12 protein-coding genes are annotated in these 19715 nt (G+C 60.7%); 9 read left to right on the forward strand and 3 right to left on the reverse strand.

Translation table 11 applies throughout. The annotated features are described in order from the left end of the window. Nucleotides 1–115 precede the first annotated feature (115 nt). From BLV61_RS23485 to BLV61_RS23505, 6 genes are read left to right on the forward strand one after another with little or no spacing between them, the layout of a single operon-like run. The gene (locus tag BLV61_RS23485; protein WP_090467726.1) at nt 116–2134 is read left to right on the forward strand and encodes a type VI secretion system Vgr family protein; all 2019 of its coding nucleotides are present in this window, start codon (nt 116–118) and stop codon (nt 2132–2134) included. After that, the gene (locus tag BLV61_RS23490) at nt 2131–2964 is read left to right on the forward strand and encodes a DUF4123 domain-containing protein (RefSeq protein ID WP_090467728.1); all 834 of its coding nucleotides are present in this window, start codon (nt 2131–2133) and stop codon (nt 2962–2964) included. Before BLV61_RS23485 ends, BLV61_RS23490 begins: the two co-directional genes overlap by 4 nt. Beyond that, nucleotides 2961–6248, forward strand: a complete 3288-nt coding sequence (locus BLV61_RS23495; RefSeq protein ID WP_090467730.1) for a toxin VasX — start codon at nt 2961–2963, stop codon at nt 6246–6248. Before BLV61_RS23490 ends, BLV61_RS23495 begins: the two co-directional genes overlap by 4 nt. Continuing rightward, nucleotides 6245–7213: a hypothetical protein gene (locus tag BLV61_RS23500; protein ID WP_090467732.1), complete on the forward strand. Its 969-nt coding sequence runs from the start codon at nt 6245–6247 to the stop codon at nt 7211–7213. The genes BLV61_RS23495 and BLV61_RS23500 overlap by 4 nt, the downstream gene beginning before the upstream one ends. Then, nucleotides 7210–7380 (forward strand): hypothetical protein, encoded by a 171-nt coding sequence (locus BLV61_RS31350; protein ID WP_167361802.1) that lies wholly within the window; start codon nt 7210–7212, stop codon nt 7378–7380. Before BLV61_RS23500 ends, BLV61_RS31350 begins: the two co-directional genes overlap by 4 nt. 58 nt (nt 7381–7438) lie before the next feature. Beyond that, nucleotides 7439–8380, forward strand: coding sequence for a DUF6708 domain-containing protein (locus tag BLV61_RS23505; protein WP_090467734.1), 942 nt, complete (start codon nt 7439–7441; stop codon nt 8378–8380). Nucleotides 8381–8487: 107 nt separating this feature from the next. Here BLV61_RS23505 and BLV61_RS23510 read toward each other — a convergent pair whose 3' ends face one another. Continuing rightward, nucleotides 8488–9396, reverse strand: a complete 909-nt coding sequence (locus tag BLV61_RS23510; protein WP_090467736.1) for a DMT family transporter — start codon at nt 9394–9396, stop codon at nt 8488–8490. Nucleotides 9397–9466: 70 nt separating this feature from the next. After that, a complete protein-coding gene (locus BLV61_RS23515; protein WP_047526892.1) occupies nt 9467–11092 on the reverse strand; it encodes a methyl-accepting chemotaxis protein in 1626 nt (541 codons plus the stop codon). Nucleotides 11093–11505: 413 nt separating this feature from the next. Here BLV61_RS23515 and aceK point away from each other — a divergent pair, with 413 nt between their 5' ends. The 3 genes from aceK (at nt 11506) to BLV61_RS23530 (ending at nt 18777) form a co-directional block, all read left to right on the forward strand. Continuing rightward, a complete protein-coding gene (gene aceK / locus BLV61_RS23520; RefSeq protein WP_090467738.1) occupies nt 11506–13224 on the forward strand; it encodes a bifunctional isocitrate dehydrogenase kinase/phosphatase in 1719 nt (572 codons plus the stop codon). A 191-nt stretch (nt 13225–13415) separates the two neighbouring features. Then, nucleotides 13416–17327, forward strand: a complete 3912-nt coding sequence (gene hrpA, locus BLV61_RS23525) for an ATP-dependent RNA helicase HrpA (protein ID WP_090467740.1) — start codon at nt 13416–13418, stop codon at nt 17325–17327. Nucleotides 17328–17655: 328 nt separating this feature from the next. Beyond that, the gene (locus BLV61_RS23530) at nt 17656–18777 is read left to right on the forward strand and encodes a beta-ketoacyl-ACP synthase III (protein ID WP_047526900.1); all 1122 of its coding nucleotides are present in this window, start codon (nt 17656–17658) and stop codon (nt 18775–18777) included. A gap of 74 nt (nt 18778–18851) precedes the next feature. On the opposite strand, the gene xopAW is transcribed toward BLV61_RS23530, so the two are convergent. Next, a complete protein-coding gene (gene xopAW / locus BLV61_RS23535; RefSeq protein ID WP_047526902.1) occupies nt 18852–19697 on the reverse strand; it encodes an EF-hand domain-containing protein in 846 nt (281 codons plus the stop codon). Between the last annotated feature and the right edge of the window lie 18 nt (nt 19698–19715).

Here is a 19715-nt window from a genome sequence, read left to right on the forward strand (position 1 = left end):
CATACCAAGACCCTTCCTACATCAATCTGTTTGCCCCGTTGTTAACGTGCCCGCCAAATTTTTGCGTGCACAACCAGGGATGGTTTGCACCTCGCGCTTGATAAGGGATAAGCGTATGTTCAGGTCGGCCAACACTGCGCATTTCGCGCTGCACATTCCCGCTGTTCGTAATGATTTCAAAGTCCTCTCCTTTGACGGTGTAGAGGCCATCAGCGCCTTGTACGCGATCCAGGTTGAACTGGTCAGCGAAAATCCGAATGTCGATCCGGAGAGTCTGCTCGGTCAGCCCGCGTTCCTTCAGTTCGGTCTCAACGGCGAAGGTCTTCATGGCCATATCGAAGAGGTGGTCGTCGGTGAAACCGGCAAGCGTCTGACCCATTACCACCTGTGCCTCGTCCCGGCGCTGCACTACTTGCAGTACAGCCACGACCAACGAATTTTCCAGAAGCAGACGGTGCCGCAAATCATCGCTCAGGTGCTCAAGGGGCACGGCATTCAGGCCGATGCGTTCGCCTTCCATGTCAGCACCAGCCCGGAGCGCGAATACTGCACTCAATACGGGGAAAATAATTACGAATTTGTTCAGCGGCTGTGCGCCGAGGACGGTATCGCGTGGCATTTCCAGCATTCGCCGGACGGTCATTTGCTGGTGTTCACCGACGATCAGACCTGGTTCCCGACACTGGCCGATACACCCTATCGACAAGACTCCGGCATGGTGGCGAATCACCCCGTGGTCAACCAGTTCTCCATGAGGTATCGCACCCGCACCAGCACCACCACGCGCAGGCACTATGACTTCCAGCGCCCGAGTGTGATGCAGGAAAGCTGCTTCGCTGCCGAGTTCAGTCCCGAGCTTGAAGACTATCGCTACCCGGTACTGATCAAGAATGAAAAGCATGGTGATCAACTCGCTCGCCAGGCCCTGGAGCGGCACCGTGTTGATTACCGGTTGTTCGAGGGCCAGAGCGATCAGGCGACGCTGCGCAGTGGTCACTTTTTTACCCTGACCGAGCATCCGCGTGAACGCTGCAACGGTCTGTGGCTGTTGCTCAGCGTTGCGCACGCTGGAAAACAGCCACAGTCTCTGGAAGAGGCGATCACCAGCGACGTCCAGTCCGGGGACGGCTTTACCCAGGGCTATCGCAACAGCTTCAGCGTCATTCCATGGGATGTGTTTTACCGACCGCCAATGCGTACGCGAAAAATGCCACTGGTGAGTCAGACCGCCCGTGTGACCGGACCTGCCAGCGAGGAGATCTATTGCGATGAGTATGGTCGGGTCAAAGTCGAGTTCCATTGGGACCGGGCCGGACTCAGCAGTGAAAGAAGCAGTTGCTGGCTGCGGGTATCCAGTAACTGGGCAGGTGAAAATTTTGGCTCTGTGACCATTCCGCGTGTCGGAATGGAAGTGGTCGTCACCTTCCTGGAGGGCAATCCCGACCATCCGCTCATTACCGGTTGCGTGATGAACAAGGTCAACTCGGCGCCTTACCCGCTGCCCGAGCACAAGACCAAAACCGTATTGCGCAGCCACAGCTCCCCGCACACCGGGGGGTACAACGAGTTGTCGATCGAAGACCGCGCCGGGCAGGAAAAAATCTACCTGCGGGCGCAGCGTGACTTCGAGCAATGGGTTCTCAATGACAGCGACATCCGGATTGGCCACGACCGTTTCGAGCAGGTGGATAATCACAGCACCTGCCTGATCAAGGGCGACGAGTCGCGCACCACCCAAGGCGCGCGCAATACGGTGATCGGCGGCGATGAGCTGGTCAACATCACCGGCAACAGCAGCACGACCGCAGAAGGCGCCTGGGTGATTCAGGGTGGGTCGCAGGCCCGTGTCACCGCCAACAACGTGGTGATTGATGCGGGGGCCAGCCTGACGCTCACGGCTGGCGGCCATCACCTGATCATCAACTCCGCCGGGATTTTCAGCAGCGTAGCCCTTGTGGAAGGCGGGGTGCCGGTACCCGGGATAGCACCGCAGGCGGCTGGCTCGTTACTCCCCGTAGCGTCGCAACAGCTTGCGCTATCACTGGCCGCGCAAAAACGGGCATTGGCTCAGGCGGCTCAGATGGCCGCACCGATTTGCGCCGTGTGTCAAAAACTGGCGGAGAAACCGACATGAGTCAGGCTTATCTGCTGCTGGATCGAACCCGCATTGAACGTCTGCCCGAGCGTCTGTTTGAGCTAGGGAACACGACGTTCCGGTCACTCTACCGCAACACCGCTTATGGCCCATTGGAGGAAGTCGGGCCGGCCCTGGTGCCTGTGTCTCCCGATAGCCCGCTGGCCCAGCGCTTTTTTCAGGAGTGGAGCACGACCTGCGGCATCTGGCTGGAGTCAGAGGCGCAAGAAGAGGCTGTGCTTGGACATTTACGCAGCCTGATTCACGTGCGTGTCGAAGGGGATGTCACGGTCTTGTTCCGTTACCACGACCCTCGGATCGCGGCCTTGTGGCTAACCTCGCTGCCCGCTTTCGAGCGTGATCGCTTGATGGGACCTGTGCGACTGATCCGGCTCCCGGAACTGGAGATCCACCAGGAAAATCCCGATCAACCCGCTGCACTCTATGCGCATGAGCCCTGGCTGTTGCTGTCCGCGCATCAGCTGGAGCACTTGGGCAGCGCCCAGCGTCAGCACTTCGCTCAGCAGTTGATCGAACACGGTCAGCATTACTTTCCCGAATACCTGCAAGGGCTGGACGACGAGGCATTGCAACAGTGGGCGTCGCAGTGCCAGCAGCATGCCGGCCGTCACGGTTACAGCGCCATCGATGAGGTCCTGCTCTGGGCTCACTTCCACGCTGTGCTGGGCACTGACTTCCCCGATGCACCGGCTCACGCTACTTACCGAAACATGTTGACCGAGCCCGGCCTATCGCCCAGGCAACGGCTGGATAACCTGAACGCCGAACTGATGCGTCGGCAGCTCATCGACAAGGAGTTCTCCCTATGAGCGCAGAGAAACTCGCCCGCCTTGATCGAGCCGCCCAGGCCGAGCGCGCCGCCAAGGCGCAGCCTCACGTCGATATCAACAATACGCTGATGCCGTGCCCCGCTAGCCAGGCGGAGCTTTTCGTCGTGCCCGTGCGTTATGCCCTGGCCGAGGAAAAGGCGGAAAACCCTTGCTGCGCCCCCGGCGTGTCCACCCAAGGCCGGCCCATGGCGGTGCGACGCCTGCGTGCCGGGTTTGTTTATCTGTGGCAGGACCAGGGTCCGCTCAAGCGCTATGGCGTCTCGCGCTCTGGCCAGTTCAAGGAACAGGCACTGGAGGAGGATGAAACCCTGCTGCTCGACGCGCCCCTGTCGGGGTTGGCGTTGGAAAAAATCCACGATGCCTGGATGCTCTACAGTGAATTCCCGTTGAACCCCGAGTACTGCGAGGCGCTGAGTGACAGCAGCGCCAAGCGCCATGAACACATGCGCCATATCGCTCTGCGTACCGTGGCCAACGAACTGCAAGCCAAACATTGCCCGCCGCTGGAACAAGCCGCCGAGGTGATGGCTGAACTGCTCCCCGACACCTTCGCCCGTGCCCTGAAAGCGGACCTGAAGCGGGGCGTCGAGGATACCGACGCGCTGGGCGAAGCCGTGCTGAAGGACCCGACCCCAGGCAACATGAAGGCTTACACCGACGCCATGCACCGCGCCCGTGAGCGCAAACGCATCCTCGCTGAGCATCCCGATGCCAGCGACCAGCCGCCCGGCGAGTGGAGCGCCGAGCCGTGGGAGGGGCAGGGCACTCAGGATTGGCTGGACGGCGCCAAGGCACAAACCGAGGGGCTGTTCGCCGTCTTCGCCTGTCTCGACGACGACCTGGGTGTGCTGCGTGACATCAATCACGAACAGGAATGGCTGGAGGCGAACCACGAAAAATGGCTGGGCGAGAATAATCTGCGCCTGAGCATCGGCGGGTTCGTGCGCAGCCTGATCAGCGAGGACGGCGCCGAACTGGCCGGGTCCATCAGCTACCGCTACAAGGCGCATGAGATCAACCTCACGCCGGCCCAGGGCCAGGTCATGCTCGACACCCAGCATCGGCTGGACGAAGAGCTCAAGGCAGAAACCCGAGCCCGTCGATACGGCGGGCAGCCCACCCAGGCCCAGGCCGCCGAGCGCGACGCACGGATTGGGGCCATCGTCGCCCCGGTGCGGGCCTTTATTCCGGAGGACCTGTACACCGAAGCAGAATTCGTCGTCCGCGAATACCGCGCCGAAAAGCACGCCAACCTCAATAACCATCTCTTCAGTGCCAAGGTCGGCAAATACATCGACCTCGAGGCGATGAACACCTGGTTCACCCAGACCGCCGCGGCGCACTACCAACATCTGGAGCAACGTCACACCGCGCTGTTTGCCGACCGGGGCCTGTACCTCAAGCGCTCACACAGCGGCACTTGGTTCGTGGATTACGACGACCTGGAGACGCGCCGCTGGCTGACCGAACTGGCCACTGGCTGCCTGACCGCCCAGTGCATCCGCGCCCAGGGGGCCGAACAATACGCCGACTACATCCGTGCCCCTGACGGCGGCGCCCTGAAGCAACTGTTCAACGCCTGGACACCCTCCATCGATGCGGCCGTTAACAGCAGTTCGCGCCTGAGCGAGCTGACGGCCGCCCTGGCCTCCGACAACCTCAGCGCGACCCATCAGGCACTGGCGCCGTTGAGCGAACCGACCCTGCGCGACATCGCCAACATGGCGCGGGACGTCGGCAGCCAATGGAGCGTGCTGGTCAACCGGTTGGCGGCGGCGCTGTTGCTGCTCAAGGGGGACAGCGGCCTCGGCCGTTCCTGGATGGGCATCTTTGTCGCCGCGCGCCTGGGCAACGACACGCGCTTGCAGATTGTCACCGAGGCGGGCCGGCCAGTGGCGAAGCTGTTGGGCCAACAGGCCGAAGCGCTGGGCCAATGGGCCAGGGCAACCGGCAAGGCCATTGGCGCCGGGCAGGTGGGGCGGATCATCCAATCGCCGGTGGTGGCCAACAGTGGTGGGGTGGTGCCGTTGGCGGCGTTGTTGTTGAACGTGGTCAATGCGAATAACTATTTGAGTCAGGCCGGGGTGTTGGAGGGGATGGACAGCCGGCGGGTCAATGACACGATTTCGGCGACGTTGTATGCGGGGGCGGCGTTGGTGGCGGTGGTTGATAATCAGGTGCGGAAGGGGTTGAGGGTTAGAGAAATGTCCCTGCGTCTGCCTGATGGCCGGGTTGGAAGCGCGCCGACACTGACTCTGTTTGGTGGGGTGATTGGTGGGTTTTCATTTGTTGCAGCAGGAGCAGAGTTCAAATCCTTACAAATACAAATAGAGAACGCTCAAAACCGAGTCGACCCGTGGCTGGAGATGCGCCAAACCGTGGTCGGTGGACAAATAGCGACCTTCGGCACCCAAGCGCTGTTAGGGTTTGGCTACACCGCTCGTGCCCTGGCAGGGTCAATTACCGTCGATGTCGCCATCTTGCGTTACACGCTGTACATGGGACCGTTGAACTGGCTGATTCTCATACTTGGCGTGCTGTACCTGATCACCAGCATCATGCAGAAAACCCCGCTGCAAAACTTCCTCAACCACTGCTGCTGGTCAAAGGCGCGGGCCAAAGATCTACAGCCTATCCCGCCCAAAGCCCAGCAGGATGAACTCGACCGGTTGTACTTCATCCTGTATGCGCCGCGGGTCAGCATGGAAAGCAACTTGAAGTCCAACCATGGTAATGGCCCTTCCCGCCTCGAGTATTTCAGTTCCATCAATCACCTGACCCTCGACTTGCCAGGTGCCGAACCCGACAGTGCCTACCTGGAACTGAGCATGGTCGGTGACCCGGTGGACAGCCTGAACTACCGTGAACAGATCAAAACCGGCCGGCGCGATCATTTCAAGCCACTGCGTCCCTGGCGCGACCTGACACCGCACTGGCTGGCCAGCAGCGCCTGCCAGTGGATACCGTTCAAGGAAGGGCAGGGCCTGCGCCTCAGCGGCCCGTTCAACACACTGAGCAATGTCTTGAGCTCCCAACCCGCCACGGTTTCCCTGCGTGTGCGCTATCGCACGCCACTGACCGCCATGCTCGGCGCCCAACACTTCATCGGCGGCGAGCGAGGGCTGGCTTTTACCCTGAATCACTCAACGGGCGTGACAGCCCTATGGGCGGACTCGACGCCTGAACTGGATCGGGTACCGAACTATCCGCTCGGCGAGGGCCACCCCGGTGCGATTTACCTGCAACCCAAGGGCAAACGATGAGTACGCCACCGGCAGGCACCACGAAAAAACGGCTGCTTTCGCGCAATGACTACCTGGCGCCGTTGCCTATACCCACCGGAGAAAAACCGCAGGACGTACTCAACATCATCTGGCGCAAGAACGAGGTGTTTTTGGATGTTGGCAATTACAGCATCGGCTCGGCGGTGATGGTGTTGTGGCCGGGGGTGATGTTGTTTTTATCTCTGGCTTATGGATTCAGAAATATTTCACCTGAACTGAGTACCTTTACTCTTATCGGCGGAGGGGTGATCACTGGTATCCCAGCCATTTTTATAATCCAAGGCCTCTTCCGCGAAGTCCCTCTCCCCGTGCGCTTCAACCGCCAACGCCGAGAAGTCTGTGTCCCGCGCGACGATGGCGAGTACTGGATCGTCCCGTGGGAAACCGTGACCGCCGCCGCCACCCAGCAGTCGTCGGTCAGTCAGGCCGGTCGCGCCACCATGGGTTTGTTGATCATTGGTTTCGAAAACCCGGACCCGCAGGCTCGGGAAGACAACAAGCACTATTCATTGGGCTTCAACTGCGGCGGCGGGACCACGGCGATGGCGTTGTGGGAGTGCATGCGCAGCTATATGGAGATAGGGCCGCAGGCTCTGCCAGTCACAAATGACTTTGAAGGCGGGCGAGAAAAGCTGCGGGGTAGAAACGTCGTTTGGGGTATTAGCTGTGAATATCTGGATGGCATCAGGCGATACCTGGTCGCGCAGGAAGTGGGCAAGGCGCTATGGCTGGTCATCGGGGCCATATTTCTAGGCGGTCCGCTGGCGATGATGTTGCAGGAGTGGAAATTATCGCCACCCCCCGATTTGCCCTATCCCGACATCATCGAATGGTCAAAACCCTTGCCTCCCGAGCAGTGGGCCAAACGCTCCCCGGAACTGGAGGCCGCCATCGCCGAGCGTGAGGCGGAACTGGCCGCGCAGGCGGAGCGGGAGTTGGCGTGACGGCGCATACCCGAGGCCTGCGTGTGCGCTATCGCACGCCATTGACCGCCATGCTCGGCGCCCAACACTTCATCGGCGGCGAGCGAGGGCTGGCCTTTACCCTGAATCACTCAACGGGCGTGACGGCCCTATGGGGGACCCGACGCCGGAGCTGGACCGGGTACTGAACTACCCGCTCGGCGAGGGCCATCCCGGTGCGATTTACCTGCAACCCAAGGACAAACGATGAGCACGCCCCCGGCAGGCACCACGAAAAAACGGCTGCTTTCGCGCAATGACTACTTGGCGCCGCTTCCCCTACCTACCGGGGAAAAACCGCAGGACGTGCTTAATACCATTTGGCGCAAGAACGGGGTGTTTCTCGATGTTGGCAGCTACGCCGTTGGTTCTGCTGTGATGGTGTTGTGGCTGGGGGTGGTGGTGTTTTTAGCCATGTCTTTCTTCACGCGAAATCTTGACTCTGATTTCAGCCAGGATGTTTTGATCCTGGGGGCGATCATTTTGGGCATTCCGATACTGATCTTGATCCACGGCCTTTTCCGCGAAGTCCCGCTCCCCGTGCGCTTCAACCGCCAACGCCGAGAAGTCTGCATCCCACGTGACGATGGCGAATACTGGATCGTCCCGTGGGAAACCGTGACCGCCGCCGCCACCCAGCAGTCGTCGGTCAGTCAGGCCGGTCGAGCCACCATGGGTTTGTTGATCATTGGCTTCGAAAACCCGGACCCGCAGGCCGGGGAAGACAACAAGCATTTTTCACTGGGTTTCAACTGCGGCGGCGGCACCACGGCGATGGCGTTGTGGGAGTGCATGCGCAGCTACATGGAGATTGGTCCGCAAGCCGCACCGGAGGCAGCAGCACTTAACTCTGGCGCCAACCTGCGCTACTACATCGATTACCTGAACGATAAAGCCAAACAGCGCGGCTGGTTTTTAACACTGCTGTGGGAAGGAGTATTCGGCGTATTTATCTTCAATGCTCCACTCGCCACCTACCTGCAAAGGAAAAAGCTGTACCCGCCGCCAGACCTGCTTTATCCCGACATCATCGAATGGTCAAAACCCTTGCCTCCCGAGCAATGGGCCAAACGCTCCCCGGAACTGGCAGCCGCCATCGCCGAACGCGAGGCGGAACTGGCCGCGCAGGCGGAGCGGGAGTTGGCGTGACGGCGAATATCCAGGGTCGCGGTGACCCGATCAAAAACAGCCCATCCCGTCACTGGCGGGCAATCCGCTGGCTTGCCAGCGAAGACGTCCTTGAAAACGCCAGCGATTTATCGGGCGGTCACCTGGGCTGCCTTCACCACCGTCGGTTTCAACACCAACCACAACGCCGCCGCAATCAACACCCCGCCATAGATGTGCGCCATCGACAGCGGTTCATCGAGAAACAGCGCACCCCACAACACGCCGAACAGCGGGATCAGGAAGGTCGTGGTCATCGATTTCACCGGGCCAATCGAGCTCAGCAGGCGGAAGTAAATGATGTAGGCAAGCGCCGTGCAGCCCAGCCCCAACCCCAGCAAGGACAGCCAGACACTCCAGCCGCCCCAGCTCGCCGGCGGCTGGCTGATCACGCTGTAGCCGAACAGGGGCAGCAGGAACAACGTCGCGCCGAGCATGCTGCCCAGTGCCGACAAACGGCTGTCGAGACCACCGGCGTGATCGAGCCAGCGGCGGGCCAGAAACCCCGCAAAGCCGTAGCAAGTGGTAGCGAGCAGGCAGGCGAGGGCGCCCATCAGCAATTGCAGGTCGAACGCCACCGGGCCGGCGCGGGTCAGCACGCCCACGCCGAGCAGTCCGAGAAAAACCCCGCCGAGTTTGGCAGCGGTGAGTTTTTCACTGAAGAACAGGCCGCCGATCAACACGCCCATCAACGGTGTGGTGGCATTGAAAATCGACGAATAGCCGGCCGGTAGCACCTGTGCCGCCACCGAATAGAGCGTCGCCGGAATCCCGGAGTTGATCACGCCGAGCAGCATCACGGTCTTGAGCTTGCCTTTGAAGTCCCAGCTGATGCGCATCAGGCCGAGAATCACCAGCAGTCCGGCGGCGGCTATCGATACGCGGAAAAAAGCGGTAGGAAGGCTGCCAATCACCGGGGCAATGATGCGCATGAACAGAAAGCTCGCACCCCAGATGGCCGCCAGCGACAGTAAACGAACGATATCGGCAGGGCTCACGGCACACTCCTTCTTGATCGGGACGAGAGTGTTGCCGAGCGCCTTGCCGGTGGCAACCGAAAAACCGGCATCAAATTACAAAGCGTGTCACCAGGCCGTTAAGGTCGACGGCCAGTCGCGACAATTCATGACTGGCGGCCGAGGTCTGGGTGGCGCCAGCGGCGGTCTGGGTCGAAAGATCGCGGATGTTCACCAGGTTATGATCGACTTCCCGGGCCACCAGCGCCTGCTGTTCGGCCGCGCTGGCAATCACCAGGTTGCGCTCGTTGATCTGCGAAATCGACGCAGTGATTTTCTCCAGCGCATTGCCGGCGCTGTTGGCCCGACGCAAGGTCTGGTTCGCATGCTCGGCGCTGCTTTGCAAAGCACTGACCGTGGTCCCGGTGCCTTGCTGGATGTTGGTGATCATCAGCTCGATTTCTTCGGTGGAGTTCTGCGTGCGTTGCGCCAGCGAACGCACCTCGTCGGCCACCACGGCGAACCCGCGTCCGGCTTCACCGGCCCGCGCCGCTTCGATGGCGGCGTTGAGTGCCAGCAGGTTGGTCTGCCCGGCGATGCCGCGGATCACTTCCAGTACCTTGCTGATGTCCTGCGCCTGATCGGCCAGGCCCTGGGCCTGTTCCGATGCGCTGATCACTTCGCTGACAAGGCCCTGAATCGAGGTGATGGTTTCGCTGACCTGAACGTGCCCGTGCTTGCTGTCCTCGTTCGACGCTTGCGAAGCTTCAGCGCTGGACACGGCATTGGCGGCGACTTCATCCACCGCCGTGCTCATCTGGGTGACGGCGGTGGCAGCCATTTCGATCTGGTCATTCTGTTGTTGCAGGCTGCGGGTACTTTGCTCCATCACCGAACTCATTTCCTCGGCCGCAGAAGCCAGTTGCTGGGCCGATTCGCTGATGCCGTGGATGGTCGAGCGCAGGTTGCCCTGCATGTCGGCCAGGGCATCGAGCAACTGCGTAGCTTCGTCCTTGCCATCGCTGACAATCTTGCCGCTGAGGTCGCCCGAGGCAATTCGGCGCGCGACGTTCAATGCCTGATTGATCGGCGTGGTGATGCTGCGGGTCAATGCCCAGGCCAGCAGCAGGGTGGCAATCAATGCGATGACGATGATCGTGCTGACGATCCATTGTGCGCGCTGGTACAACGACGTGGCGGCATTGGCGGCGGCATCGGCTCCCTGCTGATTGAGACTGATCATCGACTCCAGGGTTTTATCCAAAAGGCTGCCCAGCACGTTCATTTCAACGTTGAGGTGATCGTAAGTCCGGCTGTCATGGCCGGCGTCGATGTGGACAATAATCTGGTCGACGAGTGACAGGTACTTGGCGACGGCCGCCTTCAGACTGTCGAGCATGCCTCGTTCCTGATCGCTGGACAGCAGGGCCGCATAATCGTCGAGGCGCTGGAGCAACTCCTGGCGTTGAGCGCTGATGATGCCCTTGCTCGTTTCCTGGACCTCGCGGCGGCTGCTGGTCCTCATCCGCAACGACTCCAGGCGGATGGTCGCAATGTTGGCCGCGCTGTCGTGGATGCTCTCGCTGCTCGGCATCCACACTTCTTCCAGAACCCTCGTGCTTTCACGAAGGGTCGCCATCTGACCGACTCCGAACAGTCCGACCAGCACCAGAAGGCTGGCCAGAACGGCGAAACTCAAACTTGCACGCAAACCAATGCGAAGATTCCTTAACGGCATGAAATTATTCCTTTGGTGTATTAGGAGAGGTAGTCCTCGTTGACCGAAGATCTTGTTTTTAGGCGGGTGAAGGTGGCGTATATATCAAAGTGCCACTATTTTGGTAAGGCCGACCTTCGTGCCGTTTCAGGGCGAGCGCAGAGAGGAGGGCGATGAAGAGCAGAGGTTAGCGTGGATGAGCTGATGGCTTGATTGGACCGACAAGCCGCTCGGTGCGAGGGTTGCGGATGAGTCGATTCATCAGGCCATTGAGGCGTGCGGCGATTTTTTCCTGACTAAACGGTCGAGTTAAAAAAACAAAAAAAACATCGCTGACCCAACCAATTGTCCAGGTGGCGGCCGAAATTACGCTTCTCCTGTACCCGCTTCAGTGGCTAAGCTCTGGCTTCCCGAATTCCCGCAGAGGTCTCACCATGCCGCAGCAATGGCCAGCCGCCGACATCGCCCGAATGATCCTCGATGGCTTTGACGATTACCGCGAGCATTTTCGCCAGATCACCGATGGCGCCCGGGCCCGTTTCGAGCAGGCTCAGTGGCAGGAGACGCAGTCGGCCTCGGCGGCGCGGATCAATCTGTACGAAGACAAAGTCAGCGAAACCGTAGAGCGCCTGCGCACGGCGTTTGATACCGACACGCTGGACGTGAGCTCCTGGCCGCTGGTGAAAAGCGCCTACATCAGCCTGATCGACCTGCGGTTCGACGATGAGCTGTCCGAGACCTGGTACAACTCGATTTTCTGCGGGCTGTTCAGCCATGACCTGATCAGCGACGGCTGCATGTTCATCCACACCACCCGGCCGAGCCTGCGCCGGGCCCGCGCCGCGCAAACCCGTACCTATAAACCCCATGGCCAGTTGTCGGGCATGCTGGCAAGCATCTTTGCCGACTATCGCTTCAGCGAGGAATACGCCGATTTGCCTGGCGACCTGCGCCGCCTTGAGGCGCAACTGCGCGAGAACCTGCCGGACTGGGTATGCAAGGACCCGGAACTGAGCGTCGAACTGTTTTCCTCGGTGCTGTACCGCAACAAAGGCGCGTACCTGGTGGGACGCATCTACACCGCCGATGAACAATGGCCGCTGGCGATTCCGCTGCTGCATCGCGAGGGCCATGGTATCCAGATCGATGCGCTGATCACCGACGAGGCGGACGTGTCGATCATCTTCTCGTTCACCCGTTCGTACTTCATGGTCGATGTACCGGTGCCGGCGGAGTTCATCGGCTTCCTCAAGCGCATCTTGCCGGGCAAGCACATTGCCGAGCTGTACACCTCGATCGGTTTCTACAAGCACGGCAAGTCCGAGTTCTATCGGGCGCTGATCAACCACCTGGCCAACACAGACGACCAGTTCATCATGGCCCCGGGCGTGCGCGGCATGGTCATGAGCGTGTTCACCCTGCCGGGCTTCAACACGGTGTTCAAGATCATCAAGGACCGTTTCTCACCGTCGAAAAACGTCGACCGTGCCACGGTGATCGAGAAGTACCGGCTGGTGAAAAGCGTCGACCGCGTTGGGCGCATGGCCGATACCCAGGAGTTCGCCGACTTCCGTTTCCCCCTGAGCAAGTTCGAGCCGGCGTGCCTGGAAGAACTGCTGGAGGTCGCGCCGTCCACGGTGTCGGTGGAAGGTGACACGGTGCTGATCCGCCACTGCTGGACCGAACGGCGCATGACGCCGCTGAATCTGTATCTGGAAAACGCTAACGAGGCGCAAGTACGCGAGGCCCTGGACGATTACGGTCTGGCGATCAAGCAACTGGCGGCGGCCAACATCTTTCCCGGCGACATGCTGCTCAAAAACTTCGGTGTCACCCGTCACGGTCGCGTGGTGTTTTACGACTACGACGAGATCTGTTTCCTCACCGAGGCCAACTTCCGCCATATTCCGGCGCCGCGCACGCCCGAGGACGAAATGGCTTCCGAGCCGTGGTATTCGATCGGGCCGCTGGACGTGTTCCCTGAAGAGTTTCCGCCGTTTTTGTTTGCCGATTCGGGGCAGCGCAAGCTGTTCAATCAACTGCACGGCGAGTTGTACAACGCCGATTACTGGAAGAGCCTGCAAGAGGCGATTCGCGCCGGCAAAGTGATCGATGTGTTTCCGTATCGGCGCAAAGGCCTGGATAACGAATGACTGATCTGTAAGCGCGTTGTCGGGCCCAACGCTATCGCGAGCAAGCTCGCACATTTGATCGTGGTGCCGCCATTTGTGTGCTCGCTGCGATCTACAGTGGGAGCGAGCTTGCTCGCGATCGGCCGCGCAGCGGTCGTAAAATCTGCGACAATCACCGCCCTGCGCCACTAGACGACTGAATTGCGTACCTGATGACCGACGAATCGCCCTCCATCGACAAATTGCTGAAAAACCTCGATCACGCCATGCTCGCCGACCGCCACCGGCTGCGGCGGCAGTTGCTTGAGCTGCGCAAGAAACCCGACGAGGCCAAGCTGGCCCAGTGGGTGACCCGCATGCAGGCGTCCTGTGATCAGGTGCTGGCGCGCAAGGCCAGCCTGCCGGTGATTCGTTACGACGACAGCCTGCCGATCGCCGCCAAGCGTGACGAAATCAAGGAGGCATTGCTCAAGCATCAGGTGCTGATCATTGCCGGCGAAACCGGCTCGGGTAAAACCACCCAGCTGCCGAAGATCTGCCTGGAAATCGGTCGTGGCCAGCATGGCTTGATCGGCCATACCCAACCGCGCCGAATCGCAGCGCGCAGTGTGGCCAGCCGCGTCGCCGAGGAATTGGGCACGCCACTGGGGGCGCTGGTCGGTTATCAGGTGCGGTTCGAGGATCAGAGCGATTCCAATACCCTGATCAAACTGATGACCGACGGCATCCTGCTGGCGGAAACCCAGAACGACCGTTATCTGGAACGCTACGACACGATCATCGTCGACGAAGCCCACGAACGCAGTCTCAACATCGACTTCCTGCTCGGTTACCTGAAAACCCTGCTGCCGCGTCGTCCCGACCTGAAAGTCATCATCACCTCGGCGACCATCGACCTGGAGCGTTTCTCCAAACACTTCGACGATGCGCCGATTGTCGAGGTGTCTGGCCGTACCTTCCCGGTGGACACCTGGTACCGCCCGCTGACCCTGGAGCAAGACGAAGAGGGCAACCGCGTCGAGGATGACTTGACCGTGGATCAGGCGATCCTCGCCACCCTCGATGAAATCGCCGCCTTCGAACGCAGTGAACGCCGCAGTCCTGGCGACGTGCTGGTGTTTTTGCCCGGTGAGCGCGAAATTCGCGATGCCGCCGACATGCTGCGCAAGGCCCAGCTCAAGCACACCGAGATTCTGCCGCTGTACGCACGCCTGTCACCGGCCGAGCAGCAGCGGATTTTCCAGTCGCACCCTGGCCGTCGCGTGGTCCTGGCCACCAACGTTGCGGAAACCTCGCTGACGGTGCCGGGCATTCGCTACGTGATCGACAGCGGCACCGCGCGCATCAGCCGCTACAGCTATCGCGCCAAGGTCCAGCGCCTGCCTATCGAAGCCATTTCCCAGGCCAGCGCCAACCAGCGCAAGGGCCGTTGCGGACGGGTCGAGCCGGGTATCTGCGTGCGCCTGTACAGCGAAGAAGATTTTCTCGGGCGTCCGGAATTTACCGATCCGGAGATCCTGCGGACCAACCTCGCGGCGGTTATTTTGCAGATGCTGCACCTGCGCCTCGGCGAGGTCACCGCGTTTCCGTTTATCGAACCGCCGGATGGCAAGGCCATCAGCGACGGCTACAACCTGCTGCAAGAACTCTCGGCGGTGGACCGCAACAGCCAGCTGACCCCGCTTGGACGGCAACTGGCGCGCCTGCCGGTGGACCCGCGCATGGGTCGCATGTTGCTCGAAGCGGCCAAGCTCGGCAGTTTGCAGGAAGTGCTGATCGTCGCCAGCGCCATGTCGATCCAGGACCCGCGCGAACGTCCACCGGAGCGCCAGCAAGCGGCGGATCAGGCCCACGCGCAATGGAAAGACGCCGACTCGGACTTCGCCGGGCTGGTCAATCTGTGGCGTGGTTTCGAAGAGCAGCGCCAGGCACTGACCGCCAGCCCGCTGCGTAACTGGTGTCGCAAGAATTTCCTGAATTACCTGCGTCTGCGCGAATGGCGGGATTCCCATCGTCAGTTGAGTCTGATCTGCCGCGACATGCAGTTGAGCCTCAACAAAGAGCCGGCGGACTATCCGAAACTGCACAAGGCCGTGCTGGTCGGCCTGCTCAGCCAGATCGGCCAGAAAACCGAAGACGGTGACTACCTGGGCGCCCGTCAGCGGCGTTTCTGGATTCATCCGTCGTCGGGTATCGGCAAGAAGCGCCCGCAATGGTTGATGGCCGCCGAACTGGTGGAAACCACCAAGCTCTATGCGCGGATGGTGGCGAAGATCGATGCCGACTGGATCGAGCCGCTGGCCGGGCACCTGATCAAGAAAAACCACTTCGAACCCCATTGGGAGAAGAAGCGCGGCCAGGTCGTGGCGTTCGAACAGATCACCCTGTTCGGGCTGATCGTGGTCGGTCGCCGGCCGGTGCATTACGGCCCGGTCGACCCGGTGGTGTCCCGTGAACTGTTTATCCGTGAAGCGCTGGTGCGCGGCGAGATTCAGTCCAAGGCCAAGTGCCTGACGGCGAACAAGCAGTTGCTGGAGCAGCTCGACGAACTGGAAGCCAAGGCCCGCCGTCGCGATATCCTCGCCGATGAAGAAACCCTGTTCGCGTTCTATGACGCGCGACTGCCGGCGGAGATTCATCAGACCGCGACCTTCGACAGCTGGTACCGCATCAACAGCCAGAAAAACCCGCAGCTGCTGATCATGCGCGAAGAGGACGTGCTGGCCCGCGAGGCCAGTGAAGTCACCGCCCAGCATTATCCGGACACCCTGCACATCGGAGATCTGGAACTGGCGCTGAGTTATCACTTCGAGCCGAACCATCCGCGCGACGGCGTGACCCTGCGTGTGCCGGCGCCGCTGTTGCCGATGCTGCCACCGGAACGCCTGGAGTGGCTGGTGCCGGGTGTGATCGAAGCCAAATGCATTGCCCTGGTGCGTAACCTGCCCAAGGCGTTGCGCAAGAATTTCGTGCCGGTGCCGGACTTCATCAAGGCGGCCTTGCAGCGCATGACCTTCGCCGAGGGCTCTTTGCCTCAGGCGTTGGGCCGCGAGCTGCTGCGCATGACCGGTGCCCGGGTCAGTGATGAAGCCTGGGCCGAGGCGGCGCAGCAGGTCGAAAGCCATTTGCGCATGAACCTGGAAATCGTCGACGCCCAGGGCAAGTTCCTCGGTGAAGGCCGTGATCTGGCCGAGCTCACCGCGCGTTTCGCCGAAGCCAGCCAGGCCGCGTTGGCCGTCCCGCAATCGGCGAAAAGCCAGCAACCGGTCGAGCCGAAGGTGTTTGCCGCGGTCGCGGAGAAAACCCAGCAGAAGATCGCCGGGCTGTCGATGACGGTTTATCCGGCGTTGGTGGAGGAGGCGGGCACGGTCAAGGAAGGGCGTTTCTCGACGCCGGCCGAAGCCGAGTTCCAGCATCGCCGGGCCTTGCAGCGTTTGTTGATGCAGCAACTGGCGGAACCGGCGAAGTTCCTGCGCGGCAAATTGCCGGGGCTGACTGAACTGGGGTTGATGTACCGCGACATGGGGCGTGTCGACAGCCTGGTGGAAGACATCCTGCTGGCCAGTCTCGACAGCTGCATTCTCGAAGGCGAAGACCCGTTGCCCCGTGACGGCGCCGCGCTGGCGTCGCTGGCCGAGCGCAAGCGTGGGGCCTGGACCGAGCACGCCGAGCGCCTGGCCAGGCTGACCCTGGAAATCCTCAAGCTCTGGCATGGTCTGCAAAAGCGCTTCAAGGGCAAGATCGACCTGGCGCAAGCCGTGGCCCTCAACGACATCAAGCAGCAGCTCAGCCATCTGGTGTATCCGGGGTTTGTCCGGGAAACGCCGATGCAATGGCTCAAGGAGTTGCCGCGATATCTGAAAGCGGTCGAGCAACGTTTCGAGAAAATCGGCGCTCAGGTGCAGCGGGATCGGGTCTGGAGCGGCGAATTGTCCGGCCTGTGGACGCAATACCAGACCCGCGCGAACAAGCACGCCCAAGAAGGCAAGCGCGATCCGCAACTGGAGCTGTATCGCTGGTGGCTGGAGGAATACCGGGTTTCGCTGTTCGCCCAGCAATTGGGAACCAAGGTGCCGATTTCCGACAAACGCTTGAGCAAGCAGTGGAGCCAGGTCGAGCCATAGAACCGAATACCTGTGGGAGCGGGCTTGCCCGCGAAAGCGGCTTGTCAGTGGCGATGATGTTGCCTGTGCCGCCGTCTTCGCGGGCAAGCCCGCTCCCACAGGTCAAGTGTTGTGTCAGTGGTTCCTGATCCAGCAAAAAGGGGCCAAAACCCAAGGTTTATGGCAAACTTCGCGCCTATAAACGCCGGCCCCGCGGTTTTGAGCCTTTAAGGTTCGGGCGGTACGGAATAAAGCGATGCCAGGTTTGCTTCCTGTGACTGGAACAATCCCTTTGTGTGTTGGTACGACGGTGCCAATACTTTCTGCCTGAACAGATAGAGACACGACCATGCATAACGTCGTCATCAGCGGCACCGGCCTGTACACACCGGCCAACAGCATCTCCAACGAAGAGCTGGTGCAGTCTTTCAATACCTATGTGGCGCAATTCAACGCCGACAACGCTGACGCCATCGCGCGTGGTGAAGTCGAAGCATTGACCGAGTCCAGTGCCGCGTTTATCGAAAAAGCCTCAGGCATCAAGAGCCGCTTTGTCATGGACAAGGAGGGTATCCTCGATCCACAGCGTATGGCGCCACGCCTGCCGGAGCGCTCGAATGACGAATGGTCGGTGCTGTGCCAGATGGCCATCGGCGCTGCCGAACAAGCGTTGCAACGTGCCGGTAAAACAGCGGCGGACATCGACGGCGTGATCGTCGCCTGCTCCAACCTGCAGCGCGCTTACCCGGCGATTGCCATCGAAGTTCAGGAAGCGCTGGGCATCCAGGGCTTCGGTTTCGACATGAACGTGGCGTGTTCTTCCGCCACGTTCGGCATCCAGACCGCCGCCAACAGCATTCAGGTGGGCCAGGCCCGGGCGATCCTGATGGTCAACCCGGAAGTCTGCACCGGTCACCTCAATTTCCGCGACCGCGACAGTCACTTCATTTTCGGCGATGCCGCGACCGCCGTGATCATCGAACGTGCCGACCTGGCCACGTCTCCCTACCAGTTCGACATTGTCAGCACCAAGCTGCTGACCAAGTTCTCCAACAACATCCGCAACAACTTCGGCTTCCTCAACCGCGCTGCGGAAGAGGGCATCGGTGCCAGGGACAAACTGTTCGTCCAGGAAGGCCGCAAGGTATTCCGCGACGTTTGCCCGATGGTGGCCGAACTGGTTGCGGCTCACCTGGAAGAGAACAAGCTGAACGTCAGCGACGTGAAGCGCTTCTGGCTGCACCAGGCCAACCTGAGCATGAACCACTTGATCGTCAAGAAATTGCTCGGTCGTGATGCGACCGAACAGGAAGCGCCGGTGATTCTCGACACTTACGCCAACACCAGCTCCGCAGGTTCCGTGATTGCATTCCACAAGAACCAGGACGATCTGCCCGCCGGTTCATTGGCCGTGCTCAGCTCGTTCGGCGCCGGTTACTCGATCGGCAGCGTGATTCTGCGCAAGCGCTGAGTTAGCGGCCCAGCCGAAAACCTGTGGGAGCTAGCCTGGCGGCGATAGCTCCCACTTTTGTTTCGGATAGAACTTCAGGTCGCGACGTTCAGGTATTTGCCCACGCTCGCCACCTTGTCGAGCGAATACTGCTTGCTCAGGTTGGCAATCATTTTGTTCAGCGCCTCGCTGGTGGTCGATTGAGCCGTGGTGCTGTCGCTGGTTTGCTCGCGGCCGGCTTGCAGGACGGCCTTGAGTTCATCGCTGCTGACGCCGCCACTGCTGTCGCTGTCCAACGCCTTGAGCAAGGCGGCGCTGGTGTCACTGCTGGTCGATGAATGACCGGCCTGTAATGCACTGGTGAGTTCGCTGCCGCTGACGCTGCCATCGCTGTCGGCGTCGAGGCTGCTGAACAGTTCATCACTGGACGCTTGCTGTGGCGGCTGTGGAGTCAGGCTGGCAGCCAATTCGTCCTTGCTGACGGTGCCGTCCTGATTCTTGTCCAGGGCCGAGAAAATCTGGCTGCTGTCGGCGCTGCTGCCCGCGCTGTTCAGGCCGTTGCTCAGTTCGTCGCTACTGATGGTGCCGTTGCCGTCGGCATCCAGGGCACTGATCACGGCATCGGCCAGTTCTGTGTTCGGCGCCTGATCCGTCGACTTATCCGGTGGTGGTGGAGGGGCCATGGCGGCCATCTCTTCGCTGCTCAGACTGCCACTGTTGTCGCTGTCCAGATTGGAAAAATTCTTGCTCAGGCTGACCAGCAGGCCGTCATTGCTTTTCTGCGACAGCGCACTCTTGAGCTCATCCTGACCCACCGAGCCGTCAGTGTTGGTGTCGAGTTTGGCGAGCAGTTCTTTCTGGAACTGTTGCGAACGGGCGTTGCTGGTGGTGGTACTGCTGGTACCGGTGTAGCTCGTGTAATTGCTGACGCTACCAATCATTGGACTCACTCCCTGGAA

Source organism: Pseudomonas mohnii (assembly GCF_900105115.1).
GTDB classification, from domain to species: Bacteria; Pseudomonadota; Gammaproteobacteria; order Pseudomonadales; family Pseudomonadaceae; genus Aquipseudomonas; species Aquipseudomonas mohnii.

Excerpts from the sequence above, each read along its gene's own strand:
- BLV61_RS23485 (WP_090467726.1), top strand. The coding sequence starts at position 116 with ATGTTCAGGTCGGCCAACACTGCGCATTTCGCGCTGCACATTCCCGCT.
- BLV61_RS23490 (WP_090467728.1), top strand. The coding sequence starts at position 2,131 with ATGAGTCAGGCTTATCTGCTGCTGGATCGAACCCGCATTGAACGTCTG.
- BLV61_RS23495 (WP_090467730.1), top strand. The coding sequence starts at position 2,961 with ATGAGCGCAGAGAAACTCGCCCGCCTTGATCGAGCCGCCCAGGCCGAG.
- BLV61_RS23500 (WP_090467732.1), top strand. The coding sequence starts at position 6,245 with ATGAGTACGCCACCGGCAGGCACCACGAAAAAACGGCTGCTTTCGCGC.
- BLV61_RS23505 (WP_090467734.1), top strand. The coding sequence starts at position 7,439 with ATGAGCACGCCCCCGGCAGGCACCACGAAAAAACGGCTGCTTTCGCGC.
- BLV61_RS23515 (WP_047526892.1), bottom strand. The coding sequence starts at position 11,092 with ATGCCGTTAAGGAATCTTCGCATTGGTTTGCGTGCAAGTTTGAGTTTC.
- aceK (WP_090467738.1), top strand. The coding sequence starts at position 11,506 with ATGCCGCAGCAATGGCCAGCCGCCGACATCGCCCGAATGATCCTCGAT.
- hrpA (WP_090467740.1), top strand. The coding sequence starts at position 13,416 with ATGACCGACGAATCGCCCTCCATCGACAAATTGCTGAAAAACCTCGAT.
- BLV61_RS23530 (WP_047526900.1), top strand. The coding sequence starts at position 17,656 with ATGCATAACGTCGTCATCAGCGGCACCGGCCTGTACACACCGGCCAAC.
- xopAW (WP_047526902.1), bottom strand. The coding sequence starts at position 19,697 with ATGATTGGTAGCGTCAGCAATTACACGAGCTACACCGGTACCAGCAGT.